Raw genomic sequence first — 17,583 nt, forward strand, 5'->3', positions numbered from 1 at the left:
GAGATGGCCGCCACGCCTCCGCCAGTGCCGTCGCCCGAGTCGCACCCCGCGCCGCCCACGCGGTCGGCGGGTCCCGCTCCCGCTCCGACGCCGAGTTCGCCCGTGTACGACGTGCTGCTGTCCGGCACGGTGTTTTTGGACATCATCTTCACCGGCCTGCCGTGCCCTCCCGCGCCCGGCACGGAGGTGTGGGCCGAGGGCCTGGGCTCCTGCCCCGGCGGCATCGCCAACCTCGCCGTGGCGCTGCGCCGGCTGGAGCTGAGGACCGCGTTGTCCGCCGCGTTCGGCGAGGACGCCTACGGCGACTTCTGCTGGGAGGTGCTGGCCGAGCAGGAGGGCGTCGACCTCTCCTACTGCCGGCGGTTCTACGGCTGGCACTCGCCGGTCACCGTGTCCATGGCGATGGACCGCGACCGCTCGATGGTGACGCACGGCCACCGGCCGCCCGTGTCGGCCGACGAGATGCTGGACCCGCCGCCCAAGACCCGCGCGTGCTTCGTGCACGTGGGCGCCGAGGACGAGCGGTGGGTGCTCCGGGCCAAGGAGCAGGGCGCGCTGCTGTTCGCCGACATCGGCTGGGACCGGACCGGGCTGTGGGCGCCGGACCTGCCGCGCCGGCTGGAGCCGTACGACGTGTTCCTGCCCAACGACGTGGAGGCCCAGCGGTACACGCGGTGCGACACGCCGGAGCGCGCCGCGGCGGCGTTGGCGGAGCACGTGCCCGTGGTGGTGGTGACGCGCGGTGGCGGTGGAGCGGTGGCGGTCGACTCGGCGACCGGCGAGGTGGCGGACGTGCCGGGCCTGAACGTGGCGCCGCTCGACTCGACCGGGGCGGGCGACGTGTTCGGGGCAGGGTTCGTGCTCGGCACGCTGGCCGGGTGGCCGCTGGTGGAGCGGGTGCGGTTCGCGAACCTGTGCGCCGCGTTGTCCGTGCAGCACTTCGGCGGGTCGCTGTCCGCGCCGGGGTGGTTCGACATCGCCACGTGGTGGCGGACGGTGTCGCGGCGGGCGGACGAAGAGCTGACGGGGTACGCGTTCCTGGAGGACGTCCTGCCCGACCACGCGGGGGTCGAGGTGCGTCGGGCCAGCGCGACGATCCGGCTGCGCGCCACGCGCTGAGGGCACCCCGGCCGGCGTGAGGCTGATCACCTCCCCGTGCCTGGCGGACGCCTCCGATCGGCCCGCCGGGGTTTGACCACGCGCTTCTGCGGGCAGGAGTAACTTCGACAGCGGTCGTCGGTGATCACCCCGCAAACTTCTGCCCGTCGTCGGGCAACCCGCGGTGGTCGTCGTGCGACTTAGTCAGTGGGGGCTTCCCGCGGTGCTCGGAAGGGGTTGCTGGTTCAGTGTTCGCCGCGCGCGCGACAGGTCTGATCAAGTTGATGGGGTTGTGCCTGATGGCGGGGGTGCTCGTCGCGGCGATGCTGTTCCCGGTCGTCGGCGGTCTCGGGCTGGCGTCCAACCGGGCCGCGGACACGGTGGACCAGACCTCCGGTGAGTTGACCAAGGCCGAGCTGCCCCTGGTGACCACCGTGCTGGACATGAACGGCCAGCCGATCGCCTACCTCTACGACCAGTACCGCATCCCGGTCCCGTCCGAGGCCATCTCGGACACCATGAAGGCCGCGATCATCGCGGTCGAGGACAAGCGGTTCTTCGAGCACAAGGGCGTCGACTGGCAGGGCATCGCCCGCGCCGCCGCCAAGGCCGGTGTGGACGGTGAGACGACGCAGGGCGCCTCGACGCTCACCCAGCAGTACGTGAAGAACTACCTCGCGTTCGTCGTGGGCAAGGGTTCCGAAGAGGCGTACGAGAAGGCGACCGAGGCGACGATCGGCCGCAAGATCAGCGAAGCGCGCATCGCCACCCAGCTCGAGCAGAAGATGACGAAGGACGAGATCCTCACCGCGTACCTCAACGTCGTCCCGTTCGGCAACGGCGCGTACGGCGTCGGCGCGGCGGCCCGCACCTACTTCGACACCACCCCGGACAAGCTGACCGTGCCGCAGGCCGCGATGCTCGCCGGCCTGGTGAACGAGCCCAGCCGGCTCAACCCTGGCTCCGACGTGGACGCCGCGATCAAGCGCCGCAACACGGTTCTCGACCGGATGCGCGACAACGGCGCGTTCGGACCGGACGCGAAGGTCGCCGAGGAGAAGGCCGCCGAGTACAAGGCGGCGGACATCGGCGTCGTCCCCGACCTCAAGCTGCTGCCCAACGGCTGCGTCGGCGCGGGCGACGGCCCGGTCTACGGCTTCTTCTGCCGCTACCTGATCGACTACCTGGACAAGGCCGGCCTGTCGACCGACGAGCTGTTGCGCGGCGGCTACACGATCAGCACCACCATGGACCCCGTCGCGACGCGCGCCGCGAAGGAGGCCGCCGAGTCGCAGGTGCCCAAGACCCAGCCCGGCATCGCCAACGCGATGGCCGTCGTGCAGCCGGGTCCGGACAAGCACCGGGTGCGGGCGCTGGCCGCGAACCGCGACTTCGGCAACAACGCCGACGCGGGGCAGAGCGCCTACTCGATCCCGGCCGAGGTGACCAAGTTCGGCGCGGGCTCGATCTACAAGGTGTTCACCGCCGCCTCGGCGCTGGAGCGGGGCATCACGGGCATCGACAAGCAGATCGACGTGCCGAAGACGTACACGTCGCGGGTCTACAAGAACGGCAGCAAGTCGTACACGGTCAAGAACGCCGGCGACTACAAGGAAAAGATGACGTTGACCGAGGCGTTGGCGCAGTCGCCGAACACCGCGTTCATCATCCTGGAGGAGAAGGCCGGCCTGGACAACGTGGTCGACATGGCCTACCGGCTCGGCCTGCGCGAGTCGATGCAGGGCGTCAACGGCGAGGGCAACCCGCTCAAGCCGGACGGCTCCAACGGCCCGTCCCAGGGTGACACCTACAAGCGGGACAACAGCGGTTCGTTCACCCTCGGCGCCGGTCCGACCAGCGTGCTGGAGCTGGCGAACGTCTCGGCCACGATCATGAGCGGCGGCAAGTGGTGCCCGCCGACCCCGGTGGAGAAGGTCGTGGACCGCAACGGGCAGCCCGTGCAGCTGAAGGAAGCGGCGTGCGACCAGGCCGTCGCGCCCGAGGTGGCGAACGCGTTGGCCACCGGAATGAGCGCCGACACCAAGCCCGGCGGCACGGCCGCGGGTGCGGCGGCCGGCTGGAACCGGCCGATGATCGGCAAGACCGGGACGACCGAGAACCACCACTCGGTGGCCTTCATCGGCGCCACCCCGCAGTTCGGTGGCGCGGTGATGACGTTCACCGATGGAGCGCAGCCGCAGGTGATCTGCAACGGCACCCCGCCGAGGCTCTGCGGCAACAACGACCGCGGCGGTGTTTTCGGTGGTCAGGTGGCTGCGCCGACCTGGTTCAGGGCCATGCAGGTGATCCACCAGGGCACCGAGCCGGCACCGCTGCCGCCGGTGGATCCGCGCTACCGGTAACCCGGTTGCGGACGCTGTTCCGTCACGCCTTACGTCACCCCTGACCAGGCCTTTTATAACGGCCCAACGCGGAACTGATGAGGATCCGAACACGTAGAGTGACTTTCCGTGGCCCTGCTCACCAAAAGGGCCAGCAATCCCGCTGAGGGTTGCCCATTCCTGTCACATCGGGTTACGGTCTCGGCCGCATGTCACGGTTCGGTCACCAAAGGGACACGGCGTCGCTCCCCGAAAGCGGCGCCACCTGGATCCCCCGCCAGGCGTTCCTTTGACCGGCCCGTGCTCCCCGATGCAGGAAGGCAGCACCTTGTCACGGCACTCGAAGATCAGTGGTCGACGCGCGTTCACAGCGCCCCGCAACACCCTCCGGGACCGCTCCCACAGGGCCGAGGGCGGCCGGAAGCCCATCAGCGGCAGGGTCGCGGCCGTCGTGGTCGCGGCCGGCGCCCTCGCCAGTGGTGTGGGCGCAGCCGGTCCCCTCGGCGGTGGGGACGCTCCGATCATCCCGCTGGCCGCCAGTGAAGACCTGATCGCGGCGCTCGCCGCCACCTCGGGCCCCACGGCGCCCGGCGTCAAGACGGTGCACGCCGTCCAGCCCGCGTTCGAGGCCGCGAAGCTCGTGCGGTCCGAAGGGCTCATCGTCCGGCAGTGCATCGACCAGGCGATCAAGCACGCGTCGAACGGCTACACCGTGCGGCAGGCCGAGCTGAAGAAGCAGCAGGAGGCCCAGGCCGCCGAGCAGGCGCGCGTCGCCGCGGAGCAGGCCAGGGTCGCGGCCGAGCAGGCCGCGCAGCAGGAGGCCGAGCGCGTGGCGGCCGAGCAGGCCGCGCAGGCCGAGCAGGCCGCACAGGAGGCGGCCCAGCAGGCGGCACCGCAGCGGGAGACCCGCGTCGCCGCCCAGCAGCCCGCGAGCCGCGCGTCGGTCGTCAAGCCGGCCGAGGGCACGTTCACCTCGGGCTACGGCGCCCGCTGGGGCACGACGCACTACGGCGTCGACATCGCGAACGCCATCGGCACGCCGATCCTGTCCGTGATGGACGGCGTCGTGGTCGAGTCCGGCCCCGCGTCCGGTTTCGGCCTGTGGGTGCGCGTGCAGCACAACGACGGCACCATCACGATCTACGGCCACGTGAACGAGACCCTGGTGTCCGCGGGTCAGCACGTGCAGGCCGGTCAGCAGATCGCCACCATGGGCAACCGCGGCCAGTCCACCGGTCCCCACCTGCACTTCGAGGTGTGGATCAACGGCTCGCAGAAGATCGACCCGGTCGGCTGGCTGGGCGCGCGGGGCATCTCGCTCTGATCCCCCTGCTCTGAATTCTTCTGTTCTGATTTCTGTCTGACCCTTGCTTCGCCCCCATGCGCCGAGTCCGCATCGGGCTCGCGAGACGTTCTGCCCCGCCGGTACCCCGACCGGTGGGGCAGAACGCTGTTCGGGGTCGGTCGGGCGCCCACTGGTGGCTGCGGACATACCGACTGGTCGGTACCTGAGGTACGGTGGCGGTCCGAGCGTTCAGGGAGGCGATCGTGGGTCGTTGGGGAATCACCTTGCCGTTGACCGGTGTGCCGGTGCTCGACCACCGCGCGCTGGTGGCCGAGCTGGCCGACCTCGGCTACACGGACGTGTGGTCGGCGGAGACCGCGGGCACCGACGCCTTCACACCGCTGGCCCTGGCCGCCCAGTGGTCCGACCGCGTCCGCCTGGGCACCGCCATCGCCCCCGTCTACACGCGCGGGCCGGCGACGCTGGCCATGACGGCCGCCACGCTGGCCGAGGTGTCCGGCGGTCGGTTCGTGCTGGGCATCGGGTCGTCGTCCCCCGTGATCGTGCAGCGGTGGAACTCGGTGCCGTTCGAGGAGCCCTTCAAGCGCACCCGCGACACGCTGCGGTTCCTCAAGGCGGCGTTGGCGGGCGAGAAGGTGACCGAGGAGTACGAGACGTTCTCGGTGCGCGGCTTCAAGCTGGAGCGCACGCCCGAGCACCGGGTGCCGATCATGCTGGCCGCGCTGCGCCCCGGGATGCTCCGGCTCGCCGGGCGTGAGGCCGACGGCGCCATCACCAACTGGCTCGGCGCGGACGACGTGCCCAAGGTGCGCGCCGAGATGGGCGGCGGCGAGCTGGCCGCACGGATCTTCGTGTGCCCGACCGAGGACGTCGACGCCGCGCGCGCGTTGGGCCGGATGCTCATCAGCACCTACCTCACCGTGCCCGCCTACGCGGCGTTCCACGACTGGCTGGGGCGCGGCGAGGCGCTGCGCCCGATGCACGAGGCGTGGGCGGCCGGTGACCGGCGCGGCGCGGGCGCGCTCATCCCGGACGAGGTCGTGGACGCCCTGGTCGTGCACGGCAGCGTGGACGAGTGCCGGGCGCGGGTGGCGAAGTACGCGTCCAACGGCGTGGACACGCCCGTCATCGCGCTGCTGCCCACCGGCGCGGACCAGCTCGACCTGGCCCGCGCGCTGGCGCCGGGGGCCTGACGGTGGCGCGGCGGACCGGGGCGACGTCCGAGCGGATCGTGGGCGCGGCCGTGCGGTTGTTCGCCGCCAAGGGGTTCGACGCGACGACGGTGCAGGAGGTGGTCGACGCGGCCTCGGTCACCAAGGGCGCGCTCTACCACTACTTCGAGTCCAAGGACGACCTGCTGTTCGAGATCTACCGGTCGCTGATCGGCCGGCAGATGGCCGACCTCGACCAGATCGTGTCGGAACGGCTCGACGCGGCCACCACCGTGCGGCGGATCCTGGTCAGCCTGGTCGAGACGACCGCGGAGAGCGTGGACGAGACGGCGGTGTTCGTGCGCGAGATGCACCGGCTGGACGCGGACCGGATGGCGAGCTTCCGGTCCGAGCGGCGGCGCTACCACGAGACGTTCCGGGCGGTGGTCGAGCAGGCGCAGGAGGCGGGCGAGTTCAGCTCCGCCGTGGCGGCCGAGACCACCGTGCTCATCGCCCTGGGCGTGGTCAACCAGCTGCCGACCTGGTACCGGCCGGACGGGCCCAAGTCGCCCGCCCGGCTCGGCACCGAGATCGCCGACTTCGTCCTCGCCGGCCTCAGGCCGGAAGCGCCCGGTCGGTGAGGACGACGGGTCAGGCGGACTTCTCGGCCCGCTGACGCAGCGCGGTCAGCGCCTTGTCGGCGTGGGCGTTCATGGCGAACTCGGATTTGATGACTTCGATCACGGTCCGGTCGGTGTCGATGACGAACGTGTGCCGCTTCACCGGCAGCGGCCCGAGCTTGCGCTTCACGCCGAACCCCTCGGCCACCTCGCCGTCGACGTCGGAGAGCAGCGGGTAGCCGAAGTCGTGCTTGTCGGCGAACTCCTTCTGCCGCTCGACCGAGTCGCGGCTGATGCCCACCCGCTGCGCCCCGACCTCGGCGAACTCCGCCGCCAGGTCCCGGAAGTGGCAGCTCTCCGCGGTGCAGCCGGAGGTCATCGCGGCGGGGTAGAAGAACAGCACCACGGGGCCGTCGGTGAGCAGTTCGGACAGCTTGCGTTGCGTCCCGTCCTGGTCTGGCAGGTCGAAGTCGGGTGCCTGGTCGCCGGGCTTCATTGATGTCCTTCCGGAGGGTGTCGATCACGTCTCGCAGGGTGCTCGCGACAAGGCAACCGTACGGTTCTCGCTAATCTCGTACCAGGCCGGGAGGTGTGAGTTGACGAGCATGTCCGACGTGGCGCGGGCCGCCGGGGTGTCCGCGGCGACGGTGTCGCGCGCGCTGCGCGGCGAGCCCGGCGTCTCCGAGGCGACCCGCCGGTACGTCACCGAGGTCGCCAAGAAGATGCGGTACGCGATCGCGCGGGACGCGTCCAGCCTCGCGGGCGGCCGGCGGTACGCCATCGCGGTGCTCACCGCGGACGTCGCGCGCGGCGACCTGCTGGCGGGCGCGGAGGGCGCGCTGCGGCAGGCCGGGTACGACGTGCTGCTCTACGTGCTCAAGGACACCGACGCGCGCCGGCGGTTCTTCGAGGAGCTGCCGCTGGGCCGGCGGGTGGACGGGGTGCTGGCCCTGTCGGCGCACCTCACCGACGCCGAGGACGCCGCGCTCAGGAGCCTGGACGTGCCCGTGGTGTCCGTGCGGGACGAAGACCTGCGTGAGGCGCTGCGGCTCGCCGTCGGCCACCTCATGGGACTGGGCCACCGGGACGTCGCGCTGGTGCTGGCGGGTGACATCGACGAGTTCTACGACGAGCTCCTCGTCGCCGAGGGACTGTCGGTCCGTCCGGAGTGGACGCTGTGGTCGTCGTCCACGGTCGCGGGCGGCGAGCAGGTGGTGGACGCGCTGCTCGACGCCGAGCGCCTGCCGACCGCCGTGATCACCACCAGCGGCGAGGTGGCCCTGGGCGTGTTCCTGCGGCTGCGCCGCGACGGGCGTGACGTGCCCGGCGACGTGTCGATCGTCAGCCTGGAGGGCCCGGACCTGGCCCGCGCCGTCGGGATCACCGCGGTCGAGGGCGCCTGGCGGGAACGCGGCGAGCACGCCGTGGACGTGCTGCTGGCCGGTCTGCGCGGCGAGGAGGACGCCACCGAGCCGCCCCCGGTGCACCTCGTGGTCCGTGCCTCGACGGGGCCGCGACCGGAGCGCTGATCACCCGGACGGGTCGTTGACGAAGGGGACGTCCTGCAACCTTCGGGTGACCGGGCGTCACCGGCCTGGCTTCCGACCGGCGGGGAGGGCAAAGCTGTCCGTCGTGGACGACGAGCTCGCGGCACTGGCCGAGGCCCACGGCGTGGCCACCTACTACGAGGACGCGGGACAACGCCGGGCGGACGTCGACCCCGACGTGGTGGTCGCCGTCCTCGCGCAGCTGGACGTGGACGCCTCGACGCCGGAGGCGGTGCGCCGCGCGCTCGCCGCGCCCGCGAGACCACCCGGGACGGTCGTCCTGCGCGAGGGTGACGTGCTGGAGGGCACGGGCACGGTCGACCTGGAGGACGGCGGACGGCTGGAGCTGCCCGCCGCGCTCCCGCTCGGCTACCACCGGCTCGGCGACCGCACGGTCATCGTCGCGCCGCGCAAGCTCCGGCCCGTTCCGCGGTCGTGGGGCTGGATGCTCCAGCTGTACGCGATGCGGTCGGCCGGGTCGTGGGGCATGGGCGACTACGGCGACCTGGCGACGTTGGCCCGGCGCAGCGCCGCGGAGCTGGGCGCGGGGGTGCTGCTGGTCAACCCGGTGCAGGCGATCAGCCCGACCTCGCCGGTCGAGCGGTCGCCGTACTCGCCGTCGAGCCGCCGCTTCGCCAACCCCCTCTACCTGCGGCTCTCCGACGTCCCGGCGTACGCGAGCGCCGACCCGGAGACCCGCGCCGAGGTCGACGCGCTCCGCCCGCCGAACGACACCGAGCTGATCGACTACGACGCGGTGTGGTCGGCCAAGGTGAAGGCGTTGGAACTGCTCTGGCGGCACGAAGGGCGCCGCGAGCCCCAGGGTGACCTGCTCGACTTCGCCCGGTTCTGCGCGCTCGCCGAGGTGCACGGCCCGGACTGGCGCGAGTGGCCGCCCGAGCAGCGCGACCCGGCCACGGCCACCGCCGACCCCGAACGGGTCGCGTTCCACGCGTGGCTCCAGGAGCTGTGCGAGCAGCAGCTGGACGCCGCGCGCCGGGCCGCGCACGACGCGGGCATGCCCGTCGGCGTCGTCCACGACCTGCCGGTGGGCGTGAACCCCGGTGGCGCGGACACGTGGGCGGTGCGCGACGCGTTCGCCGCGGACGTCACGGTCGGCGCGCCCCCCGACGCGTTCAGCGGGCTGGGACAGGACTGGGGCCTGCCGCCGTGGCGCCCCGACCGGCTCGCCGAGCAGGGCTACGAGCCGTTCCGGGCCGTCGTGCGCAGCGTGCTGCGGCACGCGGACGGCATCCGCATCGACCACGTGGCGGGCCTGTGGCGGCTGTGGTGGATCCCGCCGGGCGAGCCGCCCAAGCGCGGCACCTACGTCCACTACGACGAGGACGCGATGCTGGCCGTGCTGACCCTGGAGGCGCACCGCGCGCAAGCGGTCGTGGTGGGGGAGGACCTGGGCACGATCGAGCCGAGGGTCACCGCGTCGTTGCACGAGCACGGCATCCTCAGCTCGGCGGTGCTGTGGTTCCAGCGCGAGTACGACCTGCCGGACCACCCGCTGATCCCGCCGGAGAAGTGGACCGCGTCGGCGATGGCCAGCATCTCCACCCACGACCTGCCGACCGTGGCCGGGTTCCTCGCCGCCGAACACGTTCGGGTGCGAGCCGAGCTTGATCGGTTTGAAGGTCCGGTGGAGGGGGAATTCCGGGCCGCCGAGCGCGAGCGCGGCGAATTGCTCGAACTCCTCAAGCAGGAAGGCGTGGATGCCGATGACCTGGTTACCGCGTTCCACGCCCTGCTCGCGAAGGCCCGTTCCGTGCTCGTGCTGACATCACCGCAGGATGCGCTGGGGGAGACCCGCCAGCCCAACCTGCCCGGCACCACCGACCAGTACCCGAACTGGCGCATCCCGCTGCCCGTCGGGCTCGACGACCTGTTCGCCGATCCGAGGGTGCGCCGCGTCGCCGCCGTGCTGGCCGAAGGCCGCGCCCCCGGCGAGCCCCGCGCCGAGGACGGTGCCCGGCCGTGAGGCGCAACGCGCACGGGAAGCGAAACACCCACGTCACAGCACGCGGCCCAGCCGCGAGGTATCGTCAAGCCGTCACCCGCGCCATGGTTGGAGGTGGCATTCACCCGTGAACACCGAATTGGTGTCCCGCACCGGGATGGTGCCCGAGCAGAGCACCCCGCACAGCCCGACCCCCCACGGCCCGATCCCGCAGGGGTCGGTCTCGCACAGTCCAGCCCCGCCGAGCCCGGTTCTCCAGAGCCCTGCCCCGCAGAGCACGGCACCGGAGAGCGCCGCGCACAGCGCCGGCCCGGCGGACGTGCTCGAAGCGGCGGTCGAGCGGGTCCTCGTGGCGGTCAGGCCGTCGAACCTGGCCGACCCGCTGTCCGGCGCCCGCCACGCCGAGGAATCGCTGCGCGCCGTGCTGCGCCGCACCGACGCGGGGTCGGACGACGCCTTCACCCAGGCCGTGGCCTGCGCCGAAGCCGCGTGCGAACACCTGCGCTACTGCGAGCTCCAGGAGGCCCGGCTGCTGCTGGTCGCCGCCCGCGGTCAGCTCGCCAGGTCGCACGACGGCCGGACATGATCTAGAACGGTACGGGTCGGATCGTCCCAGCTCGTCCCGGAGGAATCCTGTGCGGCCCTGGCCCGGAACGCCCTACCCGCTCGGTGCGGGCTACGACGGCGTCGGCACCAACTTCACCCTGTTCTCCGAGGTCGCGGAGTACGTCGAACTGTGCCTGTTCGACGCCGACGGCACCGAGACCCGCGTTCGGCTGCCCGAAGTGGACGGTTTCGTCCACCACGGCTACCTCCTGGGCGTCGGCCCGGGGCAGAAGTACGGCTACCGCGTGCACGGTCCACACGACCCGGAGCGCGGACTGCGGTGCAACCCGAACAAGCTGCTGATCGACCCGTACGCCAAGGCGATCAGCGGCGGCGTCGACTGGCACGAGTCGCTGTTCGGCTACCGGTTCGACGCGCCCGGCACGCGCAACGACCAGGACTCGGCCGGTCACGTCCCGCTGTCCGTGGTGGTCAACCCGTTCTTCGACTGGGCGAACGACCGCCCGCCGAAGACCCCGTACAACGAGTCCGTCGTGTACGAGGCCCACGTGCGCGGCCTGACGATGCTGCACCCCGAGGTGCCGGAGCGGCTGCGCGGCACGTACGCGGGCCTGGCGCACCCGGCGGTCGTGCAGCACCTGAAGAGCCTCGGCGTCACGGCGGTCGAGTTGATGCCCGTGCACCAGTTCATCACCGACCACGGGCTGGACCAGAAGGGCCTGCGCAACTACTGGGGCTACAACACGATCGGGTTCTTCGCGCCGCACGCCGGTTACGCGGCGTTGCCCGAGTCGGCGAACCAGGTGCAGGAGTTCAAGGGCATGGTGCGCGCCCTGCACGAGGCGGACATCGAGGTCATCCTCGACGTGGTCTACAACCACACCGCCGAGGGCAACCACCTCGGCCCGACGATGTCCATGCGCGGCATCGACAACCAGGCGTACTACCGGCTCGTGGACGACGAGCCGGAGTTCTACATGGACTACACCGGCACCGGCAACTCGCTGAACGTGCGCAGCCCGCACACCCTCCAGCTGATCATGGACTCGCTGCGGTACTGGGTCACCGAGATGAGGGTCGACGGGTTCCGGTTCGACCTGGCCGCCACGCTGGCGCGCGAGTTCTACGACGTCGACCGGCTGTCGACGTTCTTCGACCTGGTGCAGCAGGACCCGGTGGTGAGCCAGGTGAAGCTGATCGCCGAGCCGTGGGACGTCGGGCCCGGCGGCTACCAGGTAGGCAACTTCCCGCCGTTGTGGACGGAGTGGAACGGCAAGTACCGGGACACGGTCCGCGACTTCTGGCGCGGCGAGCCGGCCACCCTCGGCGAGTTCGCGTCCCGGATCACCGGCTCGTCGGACCTCTACCAGGACGACGGCCGCCGCCCGTACGCGTCGATCAACTTCGTCACCGCGCACGACGGGTTCACGCTGTACGACCTGGTGTCGTACAACCACAAGCACAACGAGGCCAACGGCGAGGACGGCCGGGACGGCGCGGACGACAACCGGTCGTGGAACTGCGGTGTGGAAGGGCCGACGGACGACCCGGACGTGAACGACCTGCGCGGCAGGCAGCGGCGGAACCTGCTGGCCACGATGCTGCTGTCGCAGGGCGTGCCGATGCTGCTGCACGGCGACGAGCTGGGGCGCACGCAGGAGGGCAACAACAACGCCTACTGCCAGGACAACGAGCTGTCCTGGGTGGACTGGACGCTGGCGGAGAAGAACCGCGACCTGCTGGAGTTCACCTCCGCGTTGACGGCCTTCCGGCGGCAGCACCCCGTGCTGCGCCGGCGCCGCTTCTTCCAGGGCAAGCCGATCCGCAAGGGCGACGAACTCCGCGACATCGCCTGGTTCACGCCGTCGGGTGAAGAGATGACGGAGCAGAACTGGGGCGACGACTTCGGCCGCTGCGTCGTGGTGTTCCTCAACGGCGAAGGCATCCCGGACCTCGACCAGCGGGGCATGCGCGTGCTGGACGACTCGTTCCTCCTCGCGTTCAACGCCCACCACGAGGACATCGAGGTCACCCTGCCCGAGGAGGGCTACGGTCTCCAGTGGACGGTCGTGGTGGACACCGCGACCGGCGAGGTCACCGCGCCCGACCAGGGCGAACCGGTGCCAGCGGGCGGCACGGTCACGCTGACGGCGCGCTCGCTGGTCGTGCTCCAGCGGCTGGAGCAGGAATGACGGAGCCGTCGACGCCGGCGTCCACCTACCGGATCCAGTTCACGCCCGACTTCACCTTCGCCGACGCCGAAGCGGTGGTCGACTACCTGGACGCGCTGGGTGTCGGCGCGCTGTACGCCTCACCCGTGCTGGAGGCCGTGCCCGGTTCGACGCACGGCTACGACGTGGTCGACCCGACCCGTGCCCGCGAGGAGCTGGGCGGCGAAGCGGGCCGGGTCGCGCTGCACAAGGCGCTGAAGCGGGCGGGCCTCGGGTTCGTGCTGGACATCGTGCCCAACCACATGGCGGTCGGCCACGACGACGCGAACGCGTGGTGGTGGGACGTGCTCCGGCACGGCGAGGACTCGCGGTACGCGGCGTTCTTCGACATCGACTGGGACTCCGGGCCGCTGCTGCTGCCGTTCGCCGCGGACAAGGCGTCGGAGGAGGAGTACGAGCACTACCGGCTGGTGGACTGGAGGCGCGGCAACTCGGAGCTGAACTACCGGCGGTTCTTCGACATCACGTCGCTGGCCGCGGTGCGCGTCGAGGACCCCGCGGTGTTCGAGGCGACCCACGGCGAGGTGCTGCGGTGGGTGGCGGCGGGCGAGGTCACGGGGCTGCGGGTGGACCACCCGGACGGCCTGTCCGACCCCGGCGGGTACGCGCGGCGGCTGAAGGAGCGCTCGGGCGTGTGGCTGGTGGTCGAGAAGATCCTCGGCGCCGACGAGCGGCTGCCCGCGACCTGGCCGGTCGACGGCACCACCGGCTACGACGCGTTGCGCGAGGTGTGCGGGCTGTTCGTGGACCCGGCGGGCGAGGCGGGGTTCACCGCGCTGGCCGAGGAGTTCGGCGTGCCGACGGACTTCGCGGCGGTGGAGCATGAGAGCCGTGAGCTGGTCACCCGGACGATCCTGCGCGCCGAGATCCGCCGGATCGCCGCCCTGGTGCGCGGCGCCGACCGCGAGCAGGCCGAGCAGGCCGTCGCCGAGGTGATGGTCCACTTCCCGGTCTACCGCTCCTACCTGCCCGAAGGGCTGGACGCGTGGGAGGCGGCGGTCGGCGCGGCGACGTCGTCGGCGGCGCGGGAGCTGGACCGGCAGGTGCGCGCCGAGCCGCGCGGTGAGCTGGCCACCCGCGTCCAGCAGACGTCCGGCATGGTGGTCGCCAAGGGCACCGAGGACACCGCGTTCTACCGGTACAGCCGGTTCGTGGCGCTGAACGAGGTCGGCGGCGCACCTGACCGGTTCGGCGTGCCGCCGGAGGAGTTCCACGCGCGGGCGGCGGCGCGTGAAGCCGGGTACCCGGCGGCGATGACGGCGTTGTCCACGCACGACACCAAGCGGTCCGAGGACGTGCGGGCGCGGCTCGCGGTGCTGGCCGAGGTGCCCGACGAGTTCGCGGAACTGGTCCGGCGGTGGACCGCCGCCCACCCGATCGACGAGCCGTCGCTGAACATGCTGGCCTGGCAGTCGCTGGTGGGCGCGTGGCCGATCACGGCCGACCGGATGCGCGGCTACCTGGACAAGGCGGCCAAGGAGTCGAAGGTCCGCACCACGTGGATCGACCACGACGAGGAGTTCGAGGCGGCCGTGGCGGCGTGGCCGGAGCAGGTGCTGGACGGTCCGGTGGCGGCCGAGGTGGCGTCGTTCGTCGACCGGATCGTGGCGCCGGGCTGGTCCAACGCGCTGGGGCAGAAGCTGGTGCAGCTGACCGCGCCCGGCGTGCCGGACGTGTACCAGGGCACCGAGCTGTGGGACCTGTCGCTGGTCGACCCGGACAACCGCCGGCCGGTGGACTACGAGGTGCGGCGGCGGCTGCTGGAGCGGATCGAGGACGGCTGGCTGCCGGACGTGGACGACTCGGGCGCGGCCAAGCTGCTCGTCGTGCAGCGCGCGCTGCGGTTGCGCCGGGAACGCCCCGAGCTGTTCCGCGGCTACCGGCCGTTGGCGGCGTCGGGCGAGGCGGCGTCCCACGTGGTCGCGTTCGAGCGGAACGGCCTGGTGGCGGTGGCGACCCGGTTGCCGGTGAGGCTGGCGGACGCGGGTGGCTGGGGTGGCACGGTGCTGCCGCTGCCGCCGGGCGAGTGGACCGACGTGCTCACCTCCCGCCCCGCCGCGCCGCTCGTGGCCGACGTGCTCGATCATTACCCGGTGGCTTTGCTGGTCAGAGGAGATCGGTGACTTTCGCGGTGTGGGCGCCGTCGCACGAGCGCGTCCGGGTACGGGTCGACGGGCGGGACCACGAGATGTCGGCCGGGGACGGCGGGTGGTGGCACGCGGACGTCCAGGGCCGCGGCTACGCCTTCCTGCTGGGCGACTCCGACGACGCGCTGCCCGATCCGCGGTCGCGGTGGCAGCCGGACGGGGTGCACGCGGCGTCACGGGTGTACGACCACTCGGCGTTCACGTGGACCGACCGGTCGTGGACCGGGCGCGGGCTGCCGGGCGCGGTGGTCTACGAGCTGCACATCGGCACGTTCACGGCGGCCGGGACGTTCGACGGCGCGGTGGAGCGGCTGGACCACCTGGTCGAGCTGGGCGTCACGCACGTCGAGGTGATGCCGGTCAACTCGTTCGACGGCACCGCCGGCTGGGGTTACGACGGCGTGCTGTGGGGCGCGGTGCACGAGCCGTACGGCGGGCCGGACGGGTTCAAGCGGTTCGTGGACGCGTGCCACGGGCGAGGGCTGGCCGTGCTGCTGGACGTGGTCTACAACCACCTCGGGCCGTCCGGCGCGTACCTGGACCGGTTCGGACCGTACTTCGCGGGCAGCAACGACTGGGGCCCCGGCCTGAACCTCGACGGCGAAGGTTCCGACGAGGTGCGCCGGTACGTGGTCGACAACGCGCTCGGCTGGCTGCGGGACTTCCACGTGGACGGGTTGCGGCTGGACGCCGTGCACGCCCTGGCGGACCGCAGCGCGGTGCACGTGCTGGAGCAGCTGGCCGTCGAGGTGGACGCGCTGTCGGCCGCCGTCGGCCGTCCGCTGACGTTGATCGCCGAGTCCGACCTGAACGACGCCCGGCTGGTGACCGCGCGGGAGGGCGGCGGGCACGGGCTGCACGCGCAGTGGGCCGACGACCTGCACCACGCGCTGCACGTGGCGTTGAGCGGTGAGACGTTCGGCTACTACCCGGACTTCGAGGGCGAGCTGGGCCGGACGTTGAGGGACGTGTTCCTCCACGCGGGCACGTGGTCGTCGTTCCGGGGGCGGCACCACGGCCGTCCGGTGGACCGGCACCGGCTGCCCGGCTACCGGTTCCTCGCCTACCTCCAGAACCACGACCAGGTCGGCAACCGCGCCACCGGCGACCGGCTGTCGGCGACGGTGTCGTGGCGGCGGCTCGCGGTGGGCGCGGCGATCGTGCTGTGTTCGCCCTACACGCCGATGATCTTCATGGGGGAGGAGTGGGCGGCGAGCACGCCGTGGCAGTTCTTCGCGTCGTTCCCCGACCCTGAGCTGGCCGAGGCGGTGCGCACGGGGCGGCGGCGCGAGTTCGGCCGGCACGGGTGGGGCGAGTCGGAGGTGCCCGACCCGATCGACCCGGAAACCGTGCGCCGGTCCACGCTGCGCTGGGACGAGGTGTCCGAGCCCGGCCACCGGGAGCTGTTCGACCTGTACCGGGCGTTGATCGCGCTGCGCCGGTCACGGCCAGAACTCGCCGATCCGCGGCTGGACCGGTTCGTGGTGCGGGAAGAGGGGGCGGTGCTGGTGCTGCACCGGGGTTCGCTGCGGGTGGTGTGCAACCTCGGCGCGGACGCCGAGGTCGGGCTCGACGCCTCGGTGGGCGAGGTGCTGCTGTCCTCGGTGGGGACGGAGGTGGGGGCGGACGGGCAGGTGCGCCTGCCCGCCGACTCCTTCGCGATCGTCGCGGTCACTCCGCCGGTTCCGGGGTCAGCCAGCCCACCTCGGTGAGCTTCTCGGCCAGCTGCCGACCGGCCAGCGCGACCTGGTCGGCCAGCTGTCTTCGCACCTCGGGTCGGTCGTCACCGGAGTACCGGGCCGCGTCGTAGGCCGCGACCAGTCGACGTGCCGCGTGCACGACCTCCACGCCGGCCCACTCGTCGGCCCGTGGTGGTTCCGGCTCGACGGGTTCGGCGTGATCGGCGGTGTGGCCGGGCTCGACGTGGTCTGCGTGCTCTGGGTGTTCTGCGGTCGAGTGCACGGCGCGCACGGCTTGGCGCGGACCCAGTTCGGCGGAGAGGTCGAGCAGCTTCAGCGCGATGGTGTGCAGCTTCACGTTGTGGTGCTGCGACATCCGCACGAGCAGCTGGAACCCCTCCTGGGGCGTGCAGCCCTGCACGGCGGCTATCAAACCGGTGGCCTGCCCGATCACGGTGCGCGTCTGCACCGCTTTGCGCAAACCGGCGATCTCGGCCTCCAGGCCGGCGATCCGCGCGGTCAGCGAATCGTCACGGCCGTTGTCCCCGACCACGGTCGGGCTCCTCTCGCACGTCGGTAACCGGTCAGCCAAGGCCGGCAGTGCGGGAGCGTCCGGACACGCGGTCGCAGGCACAGGCAAGCCCCCAGCTCTCGCTGACCCCGAGCGCCCTCGCGGGTGCCGGGTGGCTTGCGGCTGGCTTTTCAACCGCGTAGACGATCACCGTAGTAGAGGGCGGGCGGCCTGGTGAAATTGGAGGGGTTGAGCGGGTCCGGAGAACGCGGGACCGGACCGTCGATCAGGATCGTGACCTGGCCTGATACGTGCACCGCGACGGGGGTGGCTAGGGGTGCCTTGCAGTCGTCCGAGTTTCCCCGTTCGGGTGATGGGTACTCCGGGACGGCACCGAACGTCTGACGAGAGGACCGGT

The 17,583-nt window shown here is 71.8% G+C and carries 13 protein-coding genes; 11 read left to right on the plus strand and 2 right to left on the minus strand.

The features are described 5' to 3' along the window. The first annotated feature begins 3 nt into the window (after positions 1–3). From OQ02_RS21595 to OQ02_RS21615, 5 genes are all read left to right on the plus strand, one after another. The gene (locus OQ02_RS21595) at positions 4–1,119 is read left to right on the plus strand and encodes a carbohydrate kinase family protein (protein WP_081915827.1); all 1,116 of its coding nucleotides are present in this window, start codon (positions 4–6) and stop codon (positions 1,117–1,119) included. Positions 1,120–1,346: 227 nt separating this feature from the next. Then, positions 1,347–3,461: a transglycosylase domain-containing protein gene (locus tag OQ02_RS21600; RefSeq protein ID WP_231500151.1), complete on the plus strand. Its 2,115-nt coding sequence runs from the start codon at positions 1,347–1,349 to the stop codon at positions 3,459–3,461. Positions 3,462–3,768: 307 nt separating this feature from the next. After that, on the plus strand, positions 3,769–4,764 hold the full coding sequence (locus OQ02_RS21605) for a M23 family metallopeptidase (RefSeq protein ID WP_231500152.1): 996 nt from the start codon (positions 3,769–3,771) through the stop codon (positions 4,762–4,764). Positions 4,765–4,988: 224 nt separating this feature from the next. Next, entirely contained in the window at positions 4,989–5,939 is a 951-nt protein-coding gene (locus OQ02_RS21610; protein ID WP_033440426.1) for an LLM class F420-dependent oxidoreductase, read from the plus strand. Between the two features lie 2 nt (positions 5,940–5,941). Then, positions 5,942–6,538, plus strand: coding sequence for a TetR/AcrR family transcriptional regulator (locus OQ02_RS21615; RefSeq protein ID WP_051772619.1), 597 nt, complete (start codon positions 5,942–5,944; stop codon positions 6,536–6,538). 10 nt (positions 6,539–6,548) lie between these two features. Here OQ02_RS21615 and OQ02_RS21620 read toward each other — a convergent pair whose 3' ends face one another. Next, entirely contained in the window at positions 6,549–7,013 is a 465-nt protein-coding gene (locus OQ02_RS21620; RefSeq protein WP_033440346.1) for a peroxiredoxin, read from the minus strand. Positions 7,014–7,122: 109 nt separating this feature from the next. Between OQ02_RS21620 and OQ02_RS21625 the strand changes: the two genes are divergently transcribed. The 6 genes from OQ02_RS21625 to treZ all read left to right on the plus strand — a co-directional run bounded on the left by OQ02_RS21625 (position 7,123) and on the right by treZ (position 16,687). Beyond that, positions 7,123–8,046, plus strand: a complete 924-nt coding sequence (locus OQ02_RS21625; protein ID WP_033440347.1) for a LacI family DNA-binding transcriptional regulator — start codon at positions 7,123–7,125, stop codon at positions 8,044–8,046. Positions 8,047–8,149: 103 nt separating this feature from the next. Then, positions 8,150–10,051 (plus strand): 4-alpha-glucanotransferase, encoded by a 1,902-nt coding sequence (gene malQ, locus OQ02_RS21630; protein ID WP_051772620.1) that lies wholly within the window; start codon positions 8,150–8,152, stop codon positions 10,049–10,051. A gap of 106 nt (positions 10,052–10,157) precedes the next feature. Beyond that, positions 10,158–10,616, plus strand: a complete 459-nt coding sequence (locus OQ02_RS44880; protein ID WP_197043435.1) for a hypothetical protein — start codon at positions 10,158–10,160, stop codon at positions 10,614–10,616. Between the two features lie 49 nt (positions 10,617–10,665). Next, entirely contained in the window at positions 10,666–12,789 is a 2,124-nt protein-coding gene (gene glgX, locus OQ02_RS21640) for a glycogen debranching protein GlgX (RefSeq protein ID WP_033440348.1), read from the plus strand. Then, a complete protein-coding gene (gene treY / locus OQ02_RS21645) occupies positions 12,786–14,951 on the plus strand; it encodes a malto-oligosyltrehalose synthase (RefSeq protein ID WP_033440349.1) in 2,166 nt (721 codons plus the stop codon). Before glgX ends, treY begins: the two co-directional genes overlap by 4 nt. Then, positions 14,948–16,687: a malto-oligosyltrehalose trehalohydrolase gene (treZ, locus tag OQ02_RS21650; RefSeq protein ID WP_051772621.1), complete on the plus strand. Its 1,740-nt coding sequence runs from the start codon at positions 14,948–14,950 to the stop codon at positions 16,685–16,687. Before treY ends, treZ begins: the two co-directional genes overlap by 4 nt. On the opposite strand, the gene OQ02_RS41140 is transcribed toward treZ, so the two are convergent. Further along, a complete protein-coding gene (locus tag OQ02_RS41140; protein ID WP_051772622.1) occupies positions 16,647–17,207 on the minus strand; it encodes an ANTAR domain-containing protein in 561 nt (186 codons plus the stop codon). The genes treZ and OQ02_RS41140 overlap by 41 nt on opposite strands. Positions 17,208–17,583 lie beyond the last annotated feature (376 nt).

It is taken from the genome of Saccharothrix sp. NRRL B-16314, from assembly GCF_000716595.1.
Lineage (GTDB): Bacteria > Actinomycetota > Actinomycetes > Mycobacteriales > Pseudonocardiaceae > Actinosynnema.

Coding starts and splice junctions, on each gene's coding strand:
- OQ02_RS21595 (WP_081915827.1), top strand. CDS start 4: ATGGCCGCCACGCCTCCGCCAGTGCCGTCGCCCGAGTCGCACCCCGCG.
- OQ02_RS21620 (WP_033440346.1), bottom strand. CDS start 7,013: ATGAAGCCCGGCGACCAGGCACCCGACTTCGACCTGCCAGACCAGGAC.
- treY (WP_033440349.1), top strand. CDS start 12,786: ATGACGGAGCCGTCGACGCCGGCGTCCACCTACCGGATCCAGTTCACG.
- OQ02_RS21625 (WP_033440347.1), top strand. CDS start 7,123: ATGTCCGACGTGGCGCGGGCCGCCGGGGTGTCCGCGGCGACGGTGTCG.